This window comes from Helicobacter canadensis MIT 98-5491 (assembly GCF_000162575.1).
In the GTDB taxonomy this organism is placed as follows: domain Bacteria; phylum Campylobacterota; class Campylobacteria; order Campylobacterales; family Helicobacteraceae; genus Helicobacter_D; species Helicobacter_D canadensis.
On the sequence record NZ_CM000776.2, the window covers coordinates 507075 to 528773 of the forward strand.

At 30.2% G+C, this 21699-nt stretch carries 13 protein-coding genes and 2 tRNA genes; 12 read left to right on the plus strand and 3 right to left on the minus strand.

From position 1 onward, the window contains the following. The first annotated feature begins 7 nt into the window (after positions 1-7). The 9 genes from HCAN_RS02585 (at position 8) to HCAN_RS02625 (ending at position 15772) form a co-directional block, all read left to right on the plus strand. Positions 8-2890: a contractile injection system protein, VgrG/Pvc8 family gene (locus HCAN_RS02585; protein ID WP_006655181.1), complete on the plus strand. Its 2883-nt coding sequence runs from the start codon at positions 8-10 to the stop codon at positions 2888-2890. Between the two features lie 27 nt (positions 2891-2917). Further along, positions 2918-3304 carry a hypothetical protein gene (locus HCAN_RS02590; RefSeq protein ID WP_006655182.1) on the plus strand — a complete coding sequence of 129 codons (387 nt, stop codon included), beginning with the start codon at positions 2918-2920 and terminating at the stop codon, positions 3302-3304. An 8-nt stretch (positions 3305-3312) separates the two neighbouring features. Continuing rightward, positions 3313-4461: a DUF6931 family protein gene (locus HCAN_RS02595; protein ID WP_006655183.1), complete on the plus strand. Its 1149-nt coding sequence runs from the start codon at positions 3313-3315 to the stop codon at positions 4459-4461. Next, the gene (locus tag HCAN_RS02600) at positions 4454-4951 is read left to right on the plus strand and encodes a hypothetical protein (RefSeq protein WP_006656767.1); all 498 of its coding nucleotides are present in this window, start codon (positions 4454-4456) and stop codon (positions 4949-4951) included. Before HCAN_RS02595 ends, HCAN_RS02600 begins: the two co-directional genes overlap by 8 nt. Positions 4952-4972: 21 nt before the next feature. Then, on the plus strand, positions 4973-6331 hold the full coding sequence (gene tssK, locus HCAN_RS02605) for a type VI secretion system baseplate subunit TssK (protein ID WP_006655185.1): 1359 nt from the start codon (positions 4973-4975) through the stop codon (positions 6329-6331). Then, positions 6332-7060 (plus strand): DotU family type IV/VI secretion system protein, encoded by a 729-nt coding sequence (locus tag HCAN_RS02610; RefSeq protein WP_006655186.1) that lies wholly within the window; start codon positions 6332-6334, stop codon positions 7058-7060. A gap of 4 nt (positions 7061-7064) precedes the next feature. Further along, positions 7065-11291 carry a type VI secretion protein IcmF/TssM N-terminal domain-containing protein gene (locus tag HCAN_RS02615; RefSeq protein ID WP_006655187.1) on the plus strand — a complete coding sequence of 1409 codons (4227 nt, stop codon included), beginning with the start codon at positions 7065-7067 and terminating at the stop codon, positions 11289-11291. 12 nt (positions 11292-11303) lie between these two features. Then, positions 11304-12350 carry an extracellular solute-binding protein gene (locus tag HCAN_RS02620; RefSeq protein WP_006656768.1) on the plus strand — a complete coding sequence of 349 codons (1047 nt, stop codon included), beginning with the start codon at positions 11304-11306 and terminating at the stop codon, positions 12348-12350. A gap of 821 nt (positions 12351-13171) precedes the next feature. Beyond that, positions 13172-15772 (plus strand): autotransporter outer membrane beta-barrel domain-containing protein, encoded by a 2601-nt coding sequence (locus tag HCAN_RS02625; protein WP_459178045.1) that lies wholly within the window; start codon positions 13172-13174, stop codon positions 15770-15772. Positions 15773-16429: 657 nt separating this feature from the next. Here the strand turns inward: HCAN_RS02625 and HCAN_RS02630 are convergent. The 3 genes from HCAN_RS02630 to HCAN_RS02640 form a co-directional block, all read right to left on the minus strand. After that, positions 16430-16506, minus strand: a tRNA-Arg gene (locus tag HCAN_RS02630). Positions 16507-16509: 3 nt separating this feature from the next. Then, positions 16510-16587 (minus strand) — tRNA-Met (locus HCAN_RS02635). A gap of 191 nt (positions 16588-16778) precedes the next feature. Beyond that, positions 16779-17387 (minus strand): HP1233 family protein, encoded by a 609-nt coding sequence (locus HCAN_RS02640; RefSeq protein ID WP_006655190.1) that lies wholly within the window; start codon positions 17385-17387, stop codon positions 16779-16781. A gap of 198 nt (positions 17388-17585) precedes the next feature. Here HCAN_RS02640 and nusA point away from each other — a divergent pair, with 198 nt between their 5' ends. The 3 genes from nusA (at position 17586) to ftsA (ending at position 21685) form a co-directional block, all read left to right on the plus strand. Next, positions 17586-18698 (plus strand): transcription termination factor NusA, encoded by a 1113-nt coding sequence (gene nusA / locus HCAN_RS02645; protein ID WP_006655191.1) that lies wholly within the window; start codon positions 17586-17588, stop codon positions 18696-18698. Between the two features lie 75 nt (positions 18699-18773). Further along, positions 18774-20243 (plus strand): peptidylprolyl isomerase, encoded by a 1470-nt coding sequence (locus tag HCAN_RS02650; RefSeq protein ID WP_006655192.1) that lies wholly within the window; start codon positions 18774-18776, stop codon positions 20241-20243. A 35-nt stretch (positions 20244-20278) separates the two neighbouring features. Beyond that, on the plus strand, positions 20279-21685 hold the full coding sequence (gene ftsA / locus HCAN_RS02655; RefSeq protein WP_034556426.1) for a cell division protein FtsA: 1407 nt from the start codon (positions 20279-20281) through the stop codon (positions 21683-21685). Positions 21686-21699: the final 14 nt, after the last annotated feature.

Below are 21699 nucleotides of genomic sequence, written 5' to 3' on the forward strand. Positions count from 1 at the left end.
AGAGAAAATGATAAAAAATTATATTAACAATATTGAAGTATCTAGTCCAGATTCTTCAATTCCTTCGGGATTGTTAAAAAATTTGGTTGTCTATAAAATATATTCGCAAGAATCTATTTCAAATGAATTTGAACACAGAATCTTTATTCTCATTAAGGGTGAAATTGAAAAACAATCCAAAACCAAAGTTTTAGATCTTGGCGAAAAAAAACTTAAAATTACAATAGATTATGGCAAGAATAAAAGCAAAAGGATTATTACAGGCATTGTTGCTGATATAATAAACAGCGGTTATATAGAATATGGTGGTAATGTAAATTATAATTATGAGCTTGTATTGGTTCCGCCCACTATTATTTATGAAGATATGGAATTCAAAAATAAAACATATAAAGAAGAAAAATTTGAAGGATTATTGGATAAAATTTTTAATAAATCTGTAATTTCTGTTAATTTTAAAAAAAATGCAGAAATATTTGAGGAAAAATTTGGCGATCAAATTAATTATAATCAAATAAATGAAACTAATCTTCATTTTTTTAAAAAAACTATGAAGCTTTTTGGGTTGAATTATTATTATGAATACAGCAAAGGTTCATATACATGCAATGTGCAAGAAAATTTAGCTTTTGGAAAAGAATTTAAAGAAAGTAGCTCAATTCAATTATTGGAAAATATAATTCTAAATAAAAATTTATTACAAAAAAAAATACGCGGATATGAATTGGATACTAGCAATGATAGGTGGCAAGAGTTTGTGGATAAAAACATAAATAATTTAAATGCCCCAAAAAAAGTAATAAAAGCTAATTGTTCTGATTTGTCAGTTGATTTAAGCACTATAATTAAATTTCCACAAAAACAATTTGGGCAAGAGCTCAAAGCTAGAATCTACAAATATAATTTAGTAATCAATAAGCAGATTCATAGTGAAAACATAAAAGGTATAGAAAATTTTGATAATGTTAGCATGGCTTTTGAATCTATTGTTGAGGAGCAAAATGTTGAATATGGATATGTAGGTGAAATGTCGATTCTCCCTATACAAACCACGAATTATTCTTCATCTTCTTCTGTTGCTACACAAGACTTAGCGTTGGCAAAAAATTCTGCACTTAATGCGGAGTTTAGACTAGATAATATTCAACGGGATAGCAATAAACAAAAAATCCCCTCAACACAAACTTCAATAAAAGATCAATTGGTTATAAAAAAAGCTTGCGTTGTAGAGAATACCGATAAGAATGAAAAATTTAATACTTTTCAAGCAAAGGTGTTCGAGCATGTGAAAGGTAATTTTCAATTAAGTGAAGATACATTAACGGTAAATCTTACCATGCCTATAGGAATAGATGCTAGTTTTTATAGAATGCCAATAGAAAATGATATTGTCTTGATTGTGAATATAGATGGAGTTTGGTATTTGCATAGCTGTCTAATGGAAAAAATAGAGAATAACTTTAAAATTACTACACCAAAAAATATGTTTATTGAATCAACAAATGAAGAATCAAATTTAAAAGATATGGGCGATCAATGTTTGTGGGCATATGATTATCAAATAACAGAAGGAGAACAAAAAAATACATACAAAAGAAAAGGAAGTAGTTTATCTTTAGGTAAAGTTAAAGACTTACAAAAATACTCCTTGGATTATTGGAAAAAAAGAAACTTACAAGATAGGAAGCTTAAGCAGTATCAAACAATTAATTCTTTGTTTAAAGAATTGGAAAAAACAGACAATTTTGAATCTAGCTCAAAAGATGAGAACTCAAAAGATGAGAACTCAAAAGATGAGAACTCAAAAGATGAGTATATAGTTAATATAGATACAGAAGGTTTAGTCAATATAGATGCAGATGAAAATATTTTTGCACAAAGTGGCAAAGATATGTATTTAACTGGTGAAAATATTTATATGAGTTCTATAGAGGGTAATGTAGAATTAAGAGCTGAAAAGTCCATTGTTTTAAAAGTGGGAAGAAGTAGCTTGATTATTACTGAAGAGGGTATTAGTCTAAATGTTATAGATACAGTGTCGCCAAGTAGGAATGCGGTAGTATCTTTAAGTAATATGGAAGGCGTGATGATTAGTGGAACTGAATTCAGCGCTAGAGGACATTTCGGAGCTAAATTAGCAGCATTAGGTGGGAGTGTTGGTGTTGAGGGATGTATTGCTAGTATTGCAGCACACAAGGTATATCTTTCAGCTCCGAGTGCTGTTAGTTTAGCAGCTGATGGGGCGGTTAATATGCTTAATATGTTATTTGATAATATTGAGGGCTGCAGCGAGGAAGGAAATAGCTTTTCAGACGCAGATCAACTTGAACAAATAAGAATGATAGCTCTAAAAATTGATCATATGAAGCATTTGCTTCATCAACAAGCTTCGCGTTCGAAAGCTGCTGGAGTTTTTGAGGCTCTTGTTTTGCTTAATCATATGATGTACTTAGTAGAAAAATTAGCCTTTTTTATGGTAAAAGCCGAAATTATAAAAAAAGAAAATGAAGAACATAAAGAAAATGAAGAACATAAAGAAAGTGAAGACTTAGAAAAGTTAGAAGCAAAGTTAAAAAGATTGGAGTTGGCAATATATTCTTCCATGCATATTAATTACATTACAGAAACAGTTACTTTGATGCTTGAAAGCTTTGGCGAAGCTCCTTTGGGAACTTGGGTGCCAAGTTCTTTGAGCCTTTACCCTCATAAAATCGAAACTGCATCCTACAGATGTGATTTGCAAGTTTCCAGTGAAAATGAAGTGAATTGTGTGCAACTTCCAGGACCATCATTTTTTCAAAAGGCTCGGTTGGCTAGCAACTTTTTTAGCGCGGCGGATCATATTTTTTATTTTTCACAAAGAGTTGAAAAAAATAAGACAACAAAATAAAGATTATATAATAGGAAAGGATAAGTAATGTTAGCACCAAAAAAGAATAATATATTAAGCAATCAGAAAGAAGCTGCTGAGAAAGCATATAAATATGCGATAACTATGACTGTTTTTAATTCACTTGCTTTTGGAGGAGCAACAGTTGGTGGTTTTATTTGTTATTTTCGCAAAAGTGATCACTCAGGGGAGCAAATTACAGGTTTAAATAATACTCAAACATACATAAACCAAGAAACAAGAATTCAATCGCTCGACAACACTGTACTGAGTTTAGCAACTGCTATAGCAGCTTTAAATGTAAGGATACAGGAACTAGACCAAGAAGTTGCAACCTCGAATTCTAAGATATTGAGTCAACAAGAAGAAATTCAAAATTTAATAATACGAAGTGCACTCACTCAGCAAACTTAGGAGGGTAAATGTCAGATAAATTAGAATGGATGGAAAAACATATTATTTTATTTAAGCAAGAAAGCTTGAGAAAGCTAATAGAACAGGAAGGTTATGAAGTATCAGAAGAATTAGAGCATTTAATTCAAAACGATAATGCTTTGGATTTTTTTAATGCTTTAATTGAAAATAAACTTTACAAAAATGCTTGTGATTTTTTAGCTTACAATCTTCACAAAAGAGCCGCAATCTGGTGGGCATATTGTTGCGAATTGGAGCTTTTAGAAGAGATAAAAATAAAACAGGAAAAAGAAGTAGAAAAAAATAAAAAACAAGAAAAAAAACAAGAAAAAGAAATGCCAGAATGGCTTCAAGATGCCTTAAAAAAGGCGGGTGAAAGCCAAGAAGAAGCTCAAAAAAAATTTCAAGAGTTACTGGAACAAATGGATAAAATAAAAATAAAACAGGCAGAACTTGAAAAAACAATTGATCCTAAATTGTTTGCTCGATTTAAGCAAAAAACTGAAAATATATACAAAGAAATAGAAAAAGAAACAGGGATATATTTGCCTAAATTTAGAGAAGAAATTTTGCAAAAAGCTCAGAATTATACGCCAGTAGATCATTATGAAAATTCGGATTTAAAAAAAGAAATGGACAATTTAAATCAAAAACTCAATACAATGAAAGAAGAGATTAAGGAAAATACCGAATTGTATTTTCCCAAAAAGGATATAAATAAGCAAAAAGAAAAAACTACAAATGCTTTAAATGCTATCTATGCTTGGATAATATCTCCTGATGAAGAAAATAGCAAAAGAGCTTTTAAAGCTTCAGTGGGTTTGGAAGATAAGGCAGAAGGTTTGTTGGCTTTAAGTGCTTTTTGGGCTTTTGGAGATTTAAATTTGGGTGGAGATATTATAGTAAAAGCCCCTAATGCTATGGTGAGTAATGGGATTAAAAGTGTATTGATTAAATTAGCTTTTATGGAAGGTGAAACGAAGCCCAAACAAAGATATGAAAAGTTTTTTGAAATTGGCATGGAGATTGCTTATGGCAAGAATAATTGGGAAGAAAGTCTATCTAAAAATCATGCCCCACATGAATATAAGTTTAATTTAAATTCAGGCAAATTTGAAACCAAAAATAAGCGTTTTAATGGAGAGGTTGATGGATAAAATTTTATTTAAAAGTTTTTTTGTTTTTTTATTTTTATTCTTTTTTTCAGCTTGCACTAGTAGCTATAATATGAGTGTTTATTTGTCTCCAGAGCTTAAAGATTATTATGGGTATTATCCTTCTTTGGAAGTGGATATAGTTGGCTTGAATGAAAATGAAAAAAATTGGATGAGTTCTTATAATATGAATAAATATTTTGAGGCTAATAATCCAATGAGAAAAAGTCTTATGCCACATACACTTAAATTTTCTCAATCCAATGGAGCTGCTGAGCAAGATTTTAATGATAATGCAAAAGAGTGGAATTTATGGAAGAAAAAAGGTGCTGTCGAATTGTTGGTGGCTGTAAATTTACCAGGTGTTGATGATAGTGTAAAGAAGGTTACTAAGGATATTAAATCTTATATTGGAAAAAGAAAACATATTTATATAGAAATAAGACCCGTTGGTATAACTTTTCTTGATTCAAAACCAACTTATAATCAATAAACAATAAAGAGGTGTTATATTATGATATTTAAAGAAAGTGTGCATTGGAGTGATGGTTTATTTTTGCAACCCCATCATATGCAACAAATGCAAAATTTAATTTTTGATATAAATAGAACCTTATGGAAATTAAATGTCTATTATCCTTATGGCTTGATAGAGTGCGAAATAAATGAAGAATTGCTAGATGATTTGCGTATAGGTCTTAGAAAAATTTGTGCCATAATGCCAGATGGTACAGAAATTAGTATGCCTGGAAATGCTAGCATACCTATGCTTAACCTAGATATTGATAAATGTTTAGATAATGAAAATTTTTTAATATATTTAGCTTTACCGGTCTATAACGAAAATGAGGCTAATTTAAATTCATCAACAGAAACAAATCGTCTTTATAAAACTAAAGAATATGCAATTAAAGATGAAAATACTGGAAATAATGAAATTTCACTTTTAAAAAGAATTTTTAATATTAAACTTAGTACAGACAAAAATGATGATAATTATGTTTATTTGCCAATTTGTCGTTTAAATTGGATTTCAAAGAACATTAATGCTCCTAAATTGACATTTGATAGAGATTATTGTCCTCCCTTTTTTATTATGAGTCATGATTGCGTTATAAAAGAATATGTGCTTGAGCTTATGTATTTAATTAGAAAAAAGAGAGATCAGATTAGCGAACAAATAGCTCAAAGTGGTTATAATACAAATGACATTTCAGGAGAGAATCTTTTTCATATTTTGCAGCTTTCGGTTTTAAATTCTTTTGAGCCTGTAATTAGTGCTGTCGTAAATACAAATAAAGCTCAGCCTTTTGAAATTTATTTAAAATTAGCTTCCTTTCTTGGAGAGCTTTCAGCATTATTTCCTTTATTGAAAAAGCACGAGATTATGGAATATGATCACAATAATTTAATGAGTGTTTTTAAAGATTTAATACGCAAAATAAGATCGGTTTTAGCCATAGGTGGATATTTGGATTATATACAATATGATTTTACATTGCACAATGGATATTATGAATGTAAATTAAAATCAAATGATATTCATAATTCTAACGAGTTTTATTTGGCTATTAATACTAGTGGGAGTATTGATAAAATTAAAACTTCTGTTGAACAAGGAGATAATTTTAGATTGCTTGCAAAAAGCAATTTAGAAAAAAGAACAAGAGGGGTTAAATTAAAAGAACTTCGCTACCCCCCTAGATATTTGCCAGCTATACACAATGCACTTTGGTTTGAAGTTGTTTTGGGAGATAATGATAAGGCTTGGATGGATATATGTGAAGAAAATGTTGCAGTGATTGATTTGTTTCATGATGTCTTTACAGACTTTAGAGCTTCTTTATTTTTGGTTGAAAACAAGGGAGAGTAAATGTATAAAAACATTATCGAAGATCTTTGTCGCCCTTTAATTTTATATATGTGTGAGATTTGGTCTTTTAAGGTTAGAAAGATTGAACCAAATGAAGATAAGATTATAAATGATATTAATCTCATGCTTAATAAAATAAAAGAACAGTGCTATTCAAATCCAATGTTAGCACAAGAATTTTCTTATATTGAAAAAACATTAATCTTTTTTATAGACTATACTATTAAAGAGGGAAATTTTTCTTTTTCTAAAAATTGGAAAAATTTAAGTCGTAAATATGGTGAATTTTCAGGTGACGATAAATTTTTTGATATTTTAGCTTTAAATTTAGATGATCCTATGGGATCTGAAAGGGTAGATTTGCTTTATCAATTTATGGGACTTGGTTTTAGCGGAAGTTACAAAAATAACATAGAGGTTATAGAAAATAAGATGAAGCAGTGTTTAGCAAAAATGCCTAGTAGCTTTGATATTAATAATGTAAGAATTACACCTATCTCTCAAAGTCAAGATCAAGATATAGAATTTAAGCAAAATAAAAAAACTAAAATTTTTATTATTTTTTATTTGGCAATGTTTTGCATTATGATATGTTCATTAGGTTTTAATTATTACATTTTTGATAAAAAAGTTGATGCCATATCAATTTCTATTAATTCAGCTATAAATGAGGCAGCTAAAAGTTATAAAAATTTAGTCACTGATATGAATACTGCCATTAAGGAGTAATTTAATGTTGAGTGTCGAAAATATTTTTCTTATTATTGCAATTATAGTTGTCTGTTTTATAGTTTTTATATTCCTTTTGCCTAGATTAATGAAGCTAAGGATGCTTTTTGCTAAAGCAAAGGAGACTAAAAACATCAGAAATGATTTGATGGTGTGGAAAAGAATAGCATTTTTAGCTCGTGGAGGTAAAGATAGCGATAAAATCAAAAAACAAATGTCTGTTGATGAGATAGGATTAATTGTTAAAGCTTTTGAAACTTGTAAGCAAAATTTAAAGGCTAATTTTAGAAAATCATCTGATTTACCTTGGTTTATAATGCTGGGTGAGCCTTCATCTGGTAAATCGTCTTTGATTGATCGTTCAAATCAAGATATGTTTGCCACAGAGAATGACTATGTATCCAAAAACGGATCTAGACAGGCAGCTCCTATAAGATTTTGGATCAACAATAATGCTGTTGTGGCAGATGTTAGTGGTAGAATATTTTTTGATTCTTGGTTTGAAGGTAGTAATGCTCAATGGCGTGCTATTATAAATAATTTACGAAACAAGCATAAAAATTTTCCATTATCAGGTATTGTTATCACAGTCCCCGTTGATTCATTGATTGCTGATGATGAGGCTTTAATTAAAAAAAAGGCTTATTTGATTAGAAATGAAGTAAATCGGTTGTTAAATGGTTTGGGTATGTCTTTACCTTGTTATTTTGTGGTTACTAAAATTGATGTTATTTCGGGATTTAGAGAATATTTTTCAAATGTTGATGAAGAAATTAAGGATGCCGAACTTGGATGGAAGAATAGCAATCATATTTATAATGAAGCTGAATTTGATGAGTTTTGGAAAGAATTTATCTCTAAGCTCAGGTTGGGTAGAAATAATTTAATGCTTTCTAGTAATAATTTCAAGCAAGAAGAGGATCGTTTTGATAAAACTTCTAAAATTTATATGTTCCCTGAAAATATTAATGAAACTTCCAATAATCTTGAGCTTTATCTTAAAATTATTTTTGATCAAAAAAAGATGTATTCATTTAATTCCAATTTAATGCTTGAGGGGGTATATTTTACTTCAGCTAAGGATGAGGGATACTCCCTTAGCAAACATTTTGCCAAGTTACATAATAAGTCTATTGATGATGCACCTATGGCAGAATCTTTAATGGAGAGACAAGGGTTTTTTATTTCTAATTTATTTAAATACCAAATTTTTCATTGTTTTAAATTAGCGCATTTTACACAACGAGAAATTTTTAAAAGAAGTATTCCGCATTTTATGGTATTGGGTTTTATGGTCATTGTATCTGTTATGTGGTTAATGGCTGTTGTTTTTAATAGAGATGCCATAAATGAAAATATAAAAACTTCCCAACAATATTATAGTGAAATAGGTGCTCTTTTTGGAAGTAAAAATATAGATAATGCTTATTTGATAGGGATGGATGAAAATAAAAATACTGAGTACTATGGTAAGGAATCTATGCCAAATGATCCTTTATTATCAAGAGAAGGTTTTTATGTAACAGCTTTAAGAGATGCTCAAGCGGATTGGGATGCACCATTTGGTTTTAAAACATCTAGTTTTTTAAGATTTGGAACTTTGAATATGCTTCATGATGAAAGATTGGTATTATTTGATAATATACGAGATAGAATGATGACAATCCCTTTGATAAAAAGCCTTGAAAATCATCTTGTAATTTATAAAGATGAATCTTTTACCAAGGAAAAAAGAGCTGCTTTGGTTAGTTTGTTGAATTTTGCTAAAGTTGCTGAAGAAAATTTTTATTATGCAAATGAAAATTATCAACATTTAGAGAACATACTTAGGTTTTTATTGCCTGATTTAAGACCCGAAATAATCAGCATACTAGCCTCAAAAGAAACACACAGTTCTACACAGAATAATAATTTAATTGATACTGTGGTTTTATCTCCTTTATATACTAATAGCATAAAGATTGGTGTTGATTCTATGTTTAATGCTTGGGTTAGCGGTAATATTTATCCTGATTCTTTCTTCAATAAATTAAGAGATATGGCTTATTCGGGTGCGAAAATTGATTCTATAATTAATGAGCTTAACGCTTTTAGTCCTTTGGATTTTAATCAAAGCAATTTTCAAGAGATGATAACTTATTGGAATAATCTATACTATAGGGAAAAAGAAAATTATAATACATTGGAATCATCTTTTGCTGTAGTTAAAGATAATTTGGCAAAAATAGATAAATTTAAGCAGGATAATAAAATCAATATGAATAAGTCCAATTATATTTTATTGTCCAATATTGCATATGAGGATTTTTTAAAAATACATAAAGATGACTTTAATTTATTGGAATTTTATGATAATTTAAAACCTGAAAATGGGAAACAGGATATCGTTGGTGATTTAATTAATGATGTCTATCTAGAACAAAACAAAAAAGATAGTTTATTGAAAATAGAAGATAATTATAGTGCTTTAAGAGAGTTTAATTTTGGAAAACTTATTTCGATATTTAAAAATGTAGAACTTGATAAAAATAAAGATATTTTACCCTTATATGCACTTTTAAATGAATTGTTTGATCTTGCGTATAATCCCTCAAAGATTAATGAAAAAAACAATAATTCAATTTTGGCATTTCAAAATTACCAACAAGATGCTATAAAAAGGTTAGAAAAGCTTAAAGAATATGAGCAAAAATATAAAAACGATCAATTGATCTCAAAAATTATATCGGTTTTAACATTAATGTATCAACAGACATTCAAGGATGCACAAGTTAATTTTGCTCAAACGATATTTAGCTCATATCCAAAAACTCAATTAGAAATTATGAATCGTGTAGCTCAAGATAATGTCGATCAAAAAGTTTTTGAAAGTTCATCTTATTTAAATTTGGTTTATAAGGCAGAGTATAGTCCTTTGGCGGTAGAAAATTATATTAAGCCTTTTTGGAATGTTTCAAATCAAATTTTTCAAAAAAATAACAACAAGGAAATTGATAGTCTGCGTAAAATATTAAATTTAAATAATAATTTTCATAATACTTATAAAGCTATGGAAGATTATACATTAGCATTTATTAAATATTGGGAAGATTATGCGGATTTATTGAGTCCATCCTTTAAAGATTATACAGAGTTTAAAAATTTTATTAAAGATCTGAAACCCTACGCAGTAAATAATGATTTGCATAATGTTTATTATACTGTCTATAAAATTATTGATAGTTTGCCTAACGATACTCTGTCAAAATATGTCTTAGATAAAAAAAATCAAGCTTTAAAAGCTATAGAAAATAAAATTAATATTATAAATCCTTCTTTTTCTGAATCTTGTGGTGTTGTTTTAAATACATGGATAAGTCTGCCTTCAAATGCTATAGAAGCAAGCAAAATATTTAATTCTTTTGATGCTAACAAAATAAAAGATAGTTTTTTTGGCGTCAATGGTCTTATTCCTTGGTGGTCTAAATTATTTAAACAAGGACAATTCTTAATGAAAAAAGAATCTTGGGAAAGTGCCATGGAAGATTTTAAACAACATAAAGATGAATTTTTAAAATTTCCTTTATGTGCAGATGCGGACATTTCCAATGCAATAAACCATGAAAATATAATGCAATTACAACAAATTCTACTAAATTTTGTTAATAATAATCTTGAGCAAAAGGCTCTTGAAGCAAATTCAACTTTTTTATCTCAAGGTGATAAAGAAATAATGCAATGGGCTAAAAGCAATCTCAATATTATAGATGCCATATATGAACCCATACCTTTAGAGTGGAATCTGTTTATTTTAGATAATCAAACTCAAATAAATTTAGCGAAGAATTCCCCATATGATTCTGCTGCTGCAAGATTTAGATATGTAGAATTTCAAGCGGAAAATAGTATGGCAGAAAATACAAGATTTAGCACAATTTCCCCAAAAGATGAGCCTATAAAAATTGGCAAAGGTTCAGCGTATTTAGGTAATTTTCGTTTCTTATTTTATATTTATTCTAATTCTGTAGAGCCTGATTCTACTGTTGAAATACTTGATAAATGGGCTATCCTTAATCTTTATCTTAAAAAGGGAATTATTCCAGATCAAAAAAATGATAAAATTTTTTATATACCTCTTAAAATAACAGATCGTTTGGGTTCTGATTATATTTATTACATAGGGGTGGAATTTAACAAAGAGATTGTAGAAAAAAATAAATGGCTCAATCAGTATGATCTGCCCAATTTTTAAAGGTTTATTAATATGTTGTTTAGAATATTTTTATTTCTATTTTTGCCTTTATTTGGCTTAAATGCAAAGGGTGAAAATTTAAATATTTATTCTTGGAGTGAGTATTTTTCACAAGAAATTTTAGAAGAGTTTGAAAAAGAAACTGGCATAAAAGTGCATTTGGATACTTATACAAATAATCAAGAAATGTATGCAAATGTAAGATTGATTTATGAGCACAATTATGATTTAATAATGCCTTCGACTTATTTTATTCTTCCTTTAAGAGAGAAAGGATTGATACAAAAAATTGATAAAACAAAAATACCAAATTTTAAAAATATTTCTCAAAATTTTTTAGGGCAATTTTATGATGTTTATAATCAATACAGCATACCCTTTTTATTTCGAATTATGGGTTTAGCCTATAATGAAAAGACTTTAAATGGGATACATATTCATTCTTGGAGAGATTTATGGAGAGATGAATTTAAGGGAAAAGTTGCCATTATTAAAGATTATCAAAAAATGCTTCAAGTAAGCTTGGTTTCCTTGGGGTATTCTAGGAACACTAAAGAGGAAGAAAAAATTACTAAAGCATTTGAAGAATTATTGATTCTAGCCAAGAATGCAAATTTTATAGATTTTAGTAAAATTAATAACGAAGACTTGATATCTTTTTTTGATGGAAATAATGCTATAGCTACAATGTGGATTAATGATGTTAAGGCAATTCAAAAATATAATAAAAATATACATTTTATTATTCCAAAAGAGGGTGGTATGATATGGATGGATTCATTTGCTCTCACTGCAAATGCTAAAAATATAGAGAATGCTTATAAGTTTATTAATTTTACATTGCGACCTGATATTAGTGTAAAAATAGCAAATAATATAAAATTTAACACAACATTAAAATATGATTTAATAAAACAAAATTTAAATTTAGATAATTACCAGAATATTGTTTTTATGTCAGATGATGAATTGAATCATTTTGAATTTGAAGTTGATATAGGGCAAAATCTTTTAATTTATATTAAGTATTGGGATGAGTTGAAGCGAATTTTTAATTAATTTTTTTACACATCATTAAAAGCTATAAAACTTAAAAATATTTATATAAAATCTAAATAATTTTTTAATCCCTTTTAAGTTATACGCTAATTCTTTCGGGTTTCATAAATGCTTTATTAAAATATTTATACAATTATGTGTAAATAAAATATTTATCAGGAGCAAATATGCGTTTTTATAAAATGCTTCCAGTTTTGGCTTTAAGCGCTGGTTTAGCTAGTGCTTATGATACTACCATTGTTTATAATGGAAATAAACCTATTTTTCAGCTTGATTTTTATAATAAAGGAGAAAGCGTAGCCTTTTTTGGAGAAACCAGCACCTCTCCTTTCACTTTAAGCGAAGCTCAAAGAAATGAAATTATTCGTGCAACTCAATTTTGGGCTAATATTATAGGAACTAACGCAGTCAATTTTAGTCCTATTCCTATAAGTGTGAGCACTATGGATGAAGAAAATGCTTATGCAAGTTCTTATGATCTCTTTCCTGATCCTATATTCAATAGGGTGTTGCAAGGAGAAAACATAGATGCTATCAGACAAGAGCTATTAGATGGGGGATTCTCTAAAGAAGATGTAGAATATATAGGACATATCAGTATGGGAACGCTTGATTGGTATATAGCTCCTCATCCCACCACCTTACCCAAAAATGGAGATCAATTTGAAACTTTTTCAACTTTCACTCATGAACTTTTTCATGCTTTGGGTGTGGCATCCTTGACTTATTCTGATGAAGAAACTTCGGGAACTTTTTTTGATTCTTTAAATAGCTTCAGTAGTCATTTGTATGATATTAATGGAGTAAAAGCCCAAGAGGGGATGCGAATAGTTAAAACTCAAGAAGAGGTGGAGGAGGCTGAAAAGAAAGGAGAGATAGTTTTTTTAGTTAAAGATGTTTCTGATAAGAAGGGCAGTCTTAGTAATGCTTCGGGTCATGCTTATTTTAAAGGAGAGAATGTCGCAGAAGTCATTAAAAATGCTAAGCTAGGTTTTGATGGAGTGAATGGCATACCCATTAATGGATGGGAAGCAGATAATTTAGATATGAGTCATATCGAGCTTGATAATTCTTTGATGAGTCATCAAAACTGGCGTAACTACCTTTTTTATATGGAAGCAGAATTAGCCTTGCTTCAAGACTTGGGCTATGAATTTGATAGAAAGCTTTATTATGGAGATTCTATTTATGAAAGTAATCTTAATTGGCAAAGCGATCATGGTTATTATGCTAGACAAGATAGCAAATGGCTTGTAGGGGAATATAACCCGACAGAATACGGAGTAGGCTTACATATCTATGGTAAAAATAATATAGCCACTCAAAACCATGATATTCTATCTAGTGGTATAGCTGCAAGTGGTATTCGTATAGATGGAGCTAGTAATACATTAACTATAGCTAACGGCACCAAGGTTCATACTTTGGGGGATTATTCTAATGCTTTGTTAGTTGCCTATGGTAAAAACCATATTATCAATCACAATGGAGAATTAAAAGCCACGGGTAAAGGGGGTATAGCTATCAATATAGACTTTGGGGATAATATGCTAGGCAATACTACCGAGTATCGTGGTTCTTATATGCATAAAATTCTTGGCAAAGATCAAAATGACATTTCATCTTACAATTTAGATGGTGCTCTAGTTAAAACTTTAAATCTTAATTCTAATAGCTCTACCACAGGCTCTTTGGCTTCTATTTACATAGCTGATAATGCTTATGTGGAAAACATTAATATAGCACAAGGGGCTAAAATAGAAGGAGATATTATCTCTAATTGGAATCCTAATAATGATAAGTTATCGAATGCCCATAAAGGCATATATTATACAAATCTTAATTTTGGATCTACTAGCTTATCAAGAGCTGCTTTTAATGCATCAGATAATGCTTGGAATGTCAAAGCTAATATTTTAGGTTATGATAGCTTTAAAATGAATGTTAATGAGAATGTTAATCTACAAGGTAGTGCCTTTGTTTATGATTTAACCAATAAAGCTCATTTTGCTCTACTAAGTAAAGATAATGTTAATCCTTCGGTGTTATATATTAAAAACAATTTCACACAAAATCAAAATGCCACCTTAACCGCAGGTGTCAATGCTAATGGACAAAGTCTAGTAAATGTAGGAGGTACAGCTACTTTAGGCGGAGCTTTTAGGTTTTATATGTCAAAAGACTTCTATCAAGATAAAGTGGTGCTAAATTCTAATTTAATTAATGCAAATCAAATTTCCGGCGAGTTTAATTCTATTGTTTATGATGAAAGCTTAAATTTTTCGCCCACTTTAAAATTTACCTATGATCAAAATACAAAAGAATTAACAGTAACTCGTAACTACACTCCTTATGCTAAAAATTCAGGCGATGTTTCCTTAGCTTATGCTTTGAATTCTTTAGCTCAGAACGGAAAAGATGAAGATGTTGCCTTGCTTTTTGAAGAATTAGACTTTGCTAGAGATACGCAAACCATCATTCAAGGTTTGAATAATCTTAACGCTAAAGTTTATTTGGATAGTGCTAAAATTTCTCTAGATTTCCAAGAAGAGCTCAACAAAGAAATCTTAAGTGATATAAGAAAAGAATATGCCAATGAATGGCAAAGCTTGATAGCTCCATTTGGAAGTTATCAAAGCTCAAGAGCTAATGGAGATTTTAATGCTTATAAGGGTTATGGAAGCGGAGTAAAAGTTAAGGCAGTGAAAGAATTTGATCGTTCTATTGTAGGGTTTAATTTGGTGTTAAATAATAATGATATAGATATAGATGATACTTTAGCTAATACAAAAACTACGGGAGTTTATGCAGGTGTCTTTTCTAAATATGATTTAGAGCATTTTTATCTTTTGGGAAGTTTTAGAATGGGTTATGAACGCACCGAACTTAATAGAAATGTAAATATCGGAGCTTTTAATTCAAGTTATGATTCTAAGTTTAATTCTTATCTTACTAGCGAAATGGTAGGTATAGGTAAAAGCTTCAATTATCAAGGAATAAGCTATGGACCTTTGGCTTATATAGAGCATAGTTTCTTGCACCATGCAACTATTGATGAAGAAAATCAAAGCTCTACTGCTTTAAATGTTAATTCTAAAAACTTTAATGCTTTAAATTCTTTTATAGGATTTGATGTAAATTATGAAAAAAACATTAGCAATAAAGCCGTTATGAATTTTTCTTTCTTGGGCGGATGGAATCATTACTTCTTGGATTCTTTAAAAAACAATGCGAACTTTAAAGGTGCAAGTTCAAATAGATTCTATGCTAAAAGCAAACTAGATAATCAAGATTCTCTATACTTGCAAGGGGGAACTGATTTTACTTATAATCAATTTTTCTTTACAAGATTAATGCTTTCAAGTGATATTAAAGATAATATAGACTTTAATGCTCAGCTTGAAGTGGGGGTTAAGTTTTAAAATACAAGAAAATAAAGCCTTGTAATGTGAAATTATCGGGCTTTATTTTTCACTCTCAAAACTTAAAATATTTTTTTGTTCTATTATTATTATCTTTAATTCCAATATTATTCGTATTACTTCAATAAAGATTTTAAAACAATAAAAAAACCGTTTATCAACAAAAACTAATCGTTGCTTTAGATTTGCTTACTTTATTTTAAATTTCTAATGCTGCACTTCTAAAAAATGAATATGGACTTGATTTGTAAGATTACTTTTGTAAATAAATTTTCATTATAATTTTTTATTTGTAATAATAATTATTTAAATTTATCCTTATTGGTAAATGGATTTAAGATTGCATTTTTAGGAGAATCATAAAGAGTTTTTCAAAGTATATTTTTGAAATCATATAAATATCTACTCTATGTAAAGTATTGCAATTAGATTTTTTTAAAAAACTTTTCTGTAGTTATAATGTGATCCTGTGTATTTTGTATTATTTTTTTGGATTTTCTCTTAAAGCTAGTATGGAATAAATTGATTTGTTTTTTTCTTGCATCTGCTAAACTTATTTTTGCACAGACTTTTGAATTTGTCAAATGATATTATTTAATATTTTTCCCAAGCTCTAATTTAATAGAATTTCATAAAGTTAGATAAATTAAGAAGTAGTGGTACGCCCAAGAGGATTCGAACCTCTGACCTACGGCTTAGAAGGCCGTTGCTCTATCCAGCTGAGCTATGAGCGCATTTGGTACCAAAGGGGGGACTCGAACCCCCGACCTCCGGCTTATGAGACCAGCGCTCTAAACCAGCTGAGCTACCTTGGCACACCAAATTTAAAAAAGAGTTGCAATTATATTCTTTATTAAATTAAAAAAACATTAATCTTTGAAATTTTAATGGGAGAATTTTGTATTTTTGTGGCATAAGGATAAGTGATTTAAAAGGCGGGTTTTAGGAAGATGAGTTTTTAGTATCGTTTGAATTTGAATGAAATTATTACTCTTTAATGATATTTTTAGCTCATTGTGTCAATTTGAAGATTTCCTAGGTGAATGGCGTGTGAAAATTCTCGCAAGATTCTTTGGGTTTTGGCATCTTGATTTTTTTGCATAATGTCATTGTAATTAGAAGAGAGATTTTTATTGTAGCTTTTTGTATAGATTCCATCAAGATGATTGAGATTATTTTGAAATTCTTGTGCAATTTCTCCCCATCCCTCTTGTGTGATTCCTAAAAACCATTGATTCTGATTGGTTGCTTTGGGATTGGATTCTTGGGAATTTTGTAGATTCTTTTCTCTTTGTTCTACCCGCTCTACACTTGCACTTAAGTTTCCAGCCCTTGTTAGGGTTTGCGCTACAGATATTTTTTCATTAGGGGACATTCCTGCTGTTACTCTCTCAAAGGCTAAATATTGTTCATCGCTCATTAATTCAAGACTTATCATTCCATAAGTAATGCGTTCTTTTTGTAGTAAATCTTCATTATCATTTTGAATATCATTTTCTATAGATTGTGTTTTTTGGATCGCATTTGTTGGATTAGAATTTCCAAGTAAGCGATTAGCTTCATTGATGATTCCTCCTAAGTTTCCTAGATTTCCTAAACCTTGATTGATAGTCACTAATAAAATCCTTACACTTTTATTTTTTTGTGAGTGGATTAAGCAAAAATGATTCCAAAATGATTCTCGTGAGTGTTTGTAAAAATAAAGTTTTTAAAATTTGTTTTTAGTAAAGCCCTTATAAAGAAATTTTAAGCTAAAATTATGGATAAAATTTAAGCTTTTGAATTTCTTTTAGGGCATTTTAAGGATAAGGTTTTGGAAAAAATATTGGATATTATTGAGGGGATTTCTTATGAGAAAGGACTCCCTATTGAAAGCGTTATGGAAGTCGTTAAAGAATCGGTTATAAAAGTGGCACAGCAGACTTTAGATTCAAAGATTCTCTATGATGCAGAAATTGATAAAAAAAATAAAACTTTACATTTATATCAAGTCATTAGCGTTTGTAGCGATGATTATGAAGCAAAAGAAGACAAAGAGCATTTTATCCCACTTTCAGAGGCTAGAAAGCACGATAGCGAGATTAAAGTAGGCGATGAATTGCGTTATGAATTAAGTTTAGAAAATATGAATCGCAGTGCCGTTAATACTCTATTTAGGGAGTTAGAATTTAGAATCCAAAGATTGATTGAGACACAATTATTTGACAAATACAAAGCGCAAATTGGTAAAATTGTAAGCGGAAGTGTGGTTAGGATTGATGATCTTGGAAACACTTTTGTAGAAATTGATGAGATTCGGGCTATTTTGCCTAAAAAGAATCGGATTAAAGGAGAAGAGTTTAAGGTTGGTCAAGTTATAGGTGCGGTTTTGAAATATGTAGGGATTGATAAACAAAATGGCATTAGCATCGAACTTAGTCGCACTACACCAAAAATGCTTGAAGAGCTTTTAAGGCTAGAAGTGCCAGAGATTAAAGATGGTGAAGTGGAAATTGTGGCTTGTGCGAGAATCCCAGGAGAGAGAGCAAAAGTGGCTTTAAAGACTGATTCGATGAAAGTTGATCCTGTTGGGGCAACTGTTGGCGTGAAGGGTGTCCGTATTAATGCGGTTTCAAAAGAGTTAAAGAATGAAAGCATTGATTGTATTGAATTTTCAAATCAACCTGAAATTTATATTGCAAGGGCGCTTTCACCTGCTTTGATTGTAAGTGTTGTGGTAGAAGATAAAAAGGCTGTTGTTAGCATTTCTAGTGAGCAAAAACCTAAGGCTATTGGTAAAAATGGTATTAATGTTCGTTTGGCTTCTATGCTAACAGGTTATGAGATTGAGCTAAAAGAGATTGATAATGGCACGCTAGGGGATAGACAAACTAAAGAACCTGAAAAAAGCAATTTGGACATTCTTTCTTCTTTATTTAAAGAATAGGGTGTTTTTACATTATTTTTAAAGGTTTTATGCGTTAAAATCGCATATAAAGATAAAGTATTTTAAGGTTTTTAAATGATTAGTTTTATGCAAAAACACAAAAAGTATCTGATGATAACTATTTGGGTAAGCACCATTGCTTTTGTTGGTGCTGGTTTTGTGGGTTGGGGGAGTTATGATTTTTCTTCTACAAGCAACGCAGTGGCAGTTGTAGGGAAAACTAAAGTTTCTATCAACGAAATGCAACGCGAATATTCTAGACTTTATGGCATTTATAATCAATTAGTGGGTGGCACATTAGATGAAGAACAAGCCAAAAAAATGGGGATTGAAGAGCAAGCTTTAAATAATCTAATCATTAAAGCCTTAATGTTAAATTATGCCTATGATTTGGGATTAAGAGCAAGTAAAGAAGAGATTATACAAGCAATCACTTCTACAGAATCCTTTCAAAATAATGGTCAATTTGATGAGCAAATTTATAAGAGAATCTTGCAAGAAAATCAACTAAAGCCAAAGGATTTTGAAGAAAGCATTAAAGAGAATTTAATCTTGCAAAAACTTGATGCACTTTTAGATATGCCGCTTACACCCCTTGAAATAGAAACATTAAGTGCAGCGTATTCAATGGAAGATTTGGTGCATATTCAAATAATTGATAAAAAAACTATTAATGTTAATCCAACCAATGAAGAGGTTAAGCGATATTGGGAAGAAAATAAAGATATTTACCAAACAGAGCGTGGATATGAGATTTCTAGTGTTTTTATTCCTTTAGATTCAATTGAGATTCAAGAAGCTAGTTTAGAGAGTTACTATGAAGATTTTAAGAATCAATTTTTAGATTCTGAGGGACAAGTGATCCCTTATGAGAAAGCTAAAGAGCAAGTGAGTGAGAAATATAGAGATGCTCAAGCACAAAAAGAAGCCCTAAAAGAATATATTGCTTTGCGAAAGAATGAAAATCCTAAGGCGGAAAATTTAATTATTTATGAAGGTAATGAAGATTATGGAGTGGAATTTATTAATCTTTTAAGTCAAGCCAAAGAACAAGAAACGCTAAAACCTATCAAAATCGCTAAAGATAAAAAAAGTGGTTATATTACCGCTAAAGTAATTAAAATTATTCCTAGTGAGCCTAAGACTTATGAAGCAGCACAAGGGAATGCTAAGGAGGATTTTGTTAATTCTGAAAAAGTGCGTCTTTTAAAAGAAAAAGCCACTCAAGCGCTAGAAAATTTTAAAGGCGTTGATGTCGGTTATGTGGGGTATGGAGAAACAAAAACTTTAAAAGGACTAACTAAAGAAGAATCGCAAGAATTTGCTCAAGAGCTTATGAGCAAGGGAGAAGAAAAAGGCTATATTTTGTTAGAAAATAAAGCAATTTTATATAAAATCTTTGATCAAAGAGTAAAAAATTCTGCTATAATTAGCCAAAATTTAGATTTTCTAATGCAGAATGGGACACAGATCAAAGCGAGAATAGTTGAAAAAGAGTTCTTGGATTATTTATCAAAAACTTATAAAATAGTTAGAAAAATCTAAGGAAAGTAATGGAAATAAATTACAAAGGAAGCGAATTGGAGCAGATCATATTGGGAATCGACATAGGTTCTACTAAGATTTGTGCTGTGATTGCAAATTGCAAGGAAGGGATTCCGCATATTATAGGGACTGGATTTCATAAATCGCAAGGACTAAAAAAGGGGACAATTACCAATATTGAACAAGCAAGTCGAGCGATCAAAGAAGCTGTCAATGATGCAAAAAGAGTTGCAGGGACAACTAACAATAAGGCGATTGTTTCAATTTCAGGTGCTTATACCAAAAGCACAGATAATTCTGGGGTTGTGAATATACCTAACAATGAGATTGGGATTAAAGAAATTAATCGTGCAATCCAAACAGCTCTCTATAATGCAACCATTCCTAGTGAATATGAAGTGATTCATATTTTGCCTTATAACTTTAAGCTCGATGATCAAGATTTTATTGATGATCCTATGGGTATGACAGGAAGTCGCTTAGAGGTTTCTGTTAGAATTATTACTGCACAAAAATCTAGCTTGGGAAATCTTAAAAAGGCTATTAAAGCAGCAGGGATTGAGATTCAAAATATTGTGCTTGCTTCTTATGCTTCTTCTATTGCAGTTTTAAGTGAAGATGAAAAAAATCTTGGTGTGGCTTGTATTGATATGGGTGGAAGCACTTGCGAATTAATGATACATGTTGGAAATTCATTGCGTTATAATGATTTTTTAGGTGTAGGATCTAATCATATTACTAATGATTTGGCGATGGCACTACATACTCCACAAACTATTGCAGAACGCGTTAAGATAGAATATGGTGGTTTATTAAAAGCAGAAGAAGAGTCAGGAAATCTAATTGAGATACCAAGTATTGGTGGAGACGATAATTCTAAACACCAAGTTTCTTTATCAACCGTGTATAATGTGGTTTATGCGCGAGTGGAAGAGACATTGATGATTCTTGAGAAATCACTAGAGAAAAGCAATCTTAAAGATCAACTTGGAAGTGGAGTTGTCTTAACAGGTGGTATGGTGCAGCTAGAGGGCTTAAGAGAGCTTGCTTCTGCTTTATTTGGAATGCCAACAAGGATTGCAAAACCCGTTGAGATTGATGGGCTTTTTACGGATTTGAGAGGTCCAGAGTGTTCTACGGCTATTGGGCTTATTTTGTATGCTTCAGGAAAATATACAAATTATGAAATTGATTCAGAAAAGAGAATCCGTTATCGTAATGAAAAATTAGAAGAAGGTATGGGGCAGTTTCACGAGGGTATTAATCTTATGAATCCTCTAAGGGATAAAGCACCTACACATAATAGTCCTGTTAATAGTATTCCTAAAAGTGCTGCAGATATTAAACAGGATCTTTCTGGAATTACAGAGATTAGAAAAATTACTGCGAAAAATAACAATATTTTTGTTCAAATTTGGCAAAAATTAACACAAATGTTTTAATTTTGGGAAGGAGT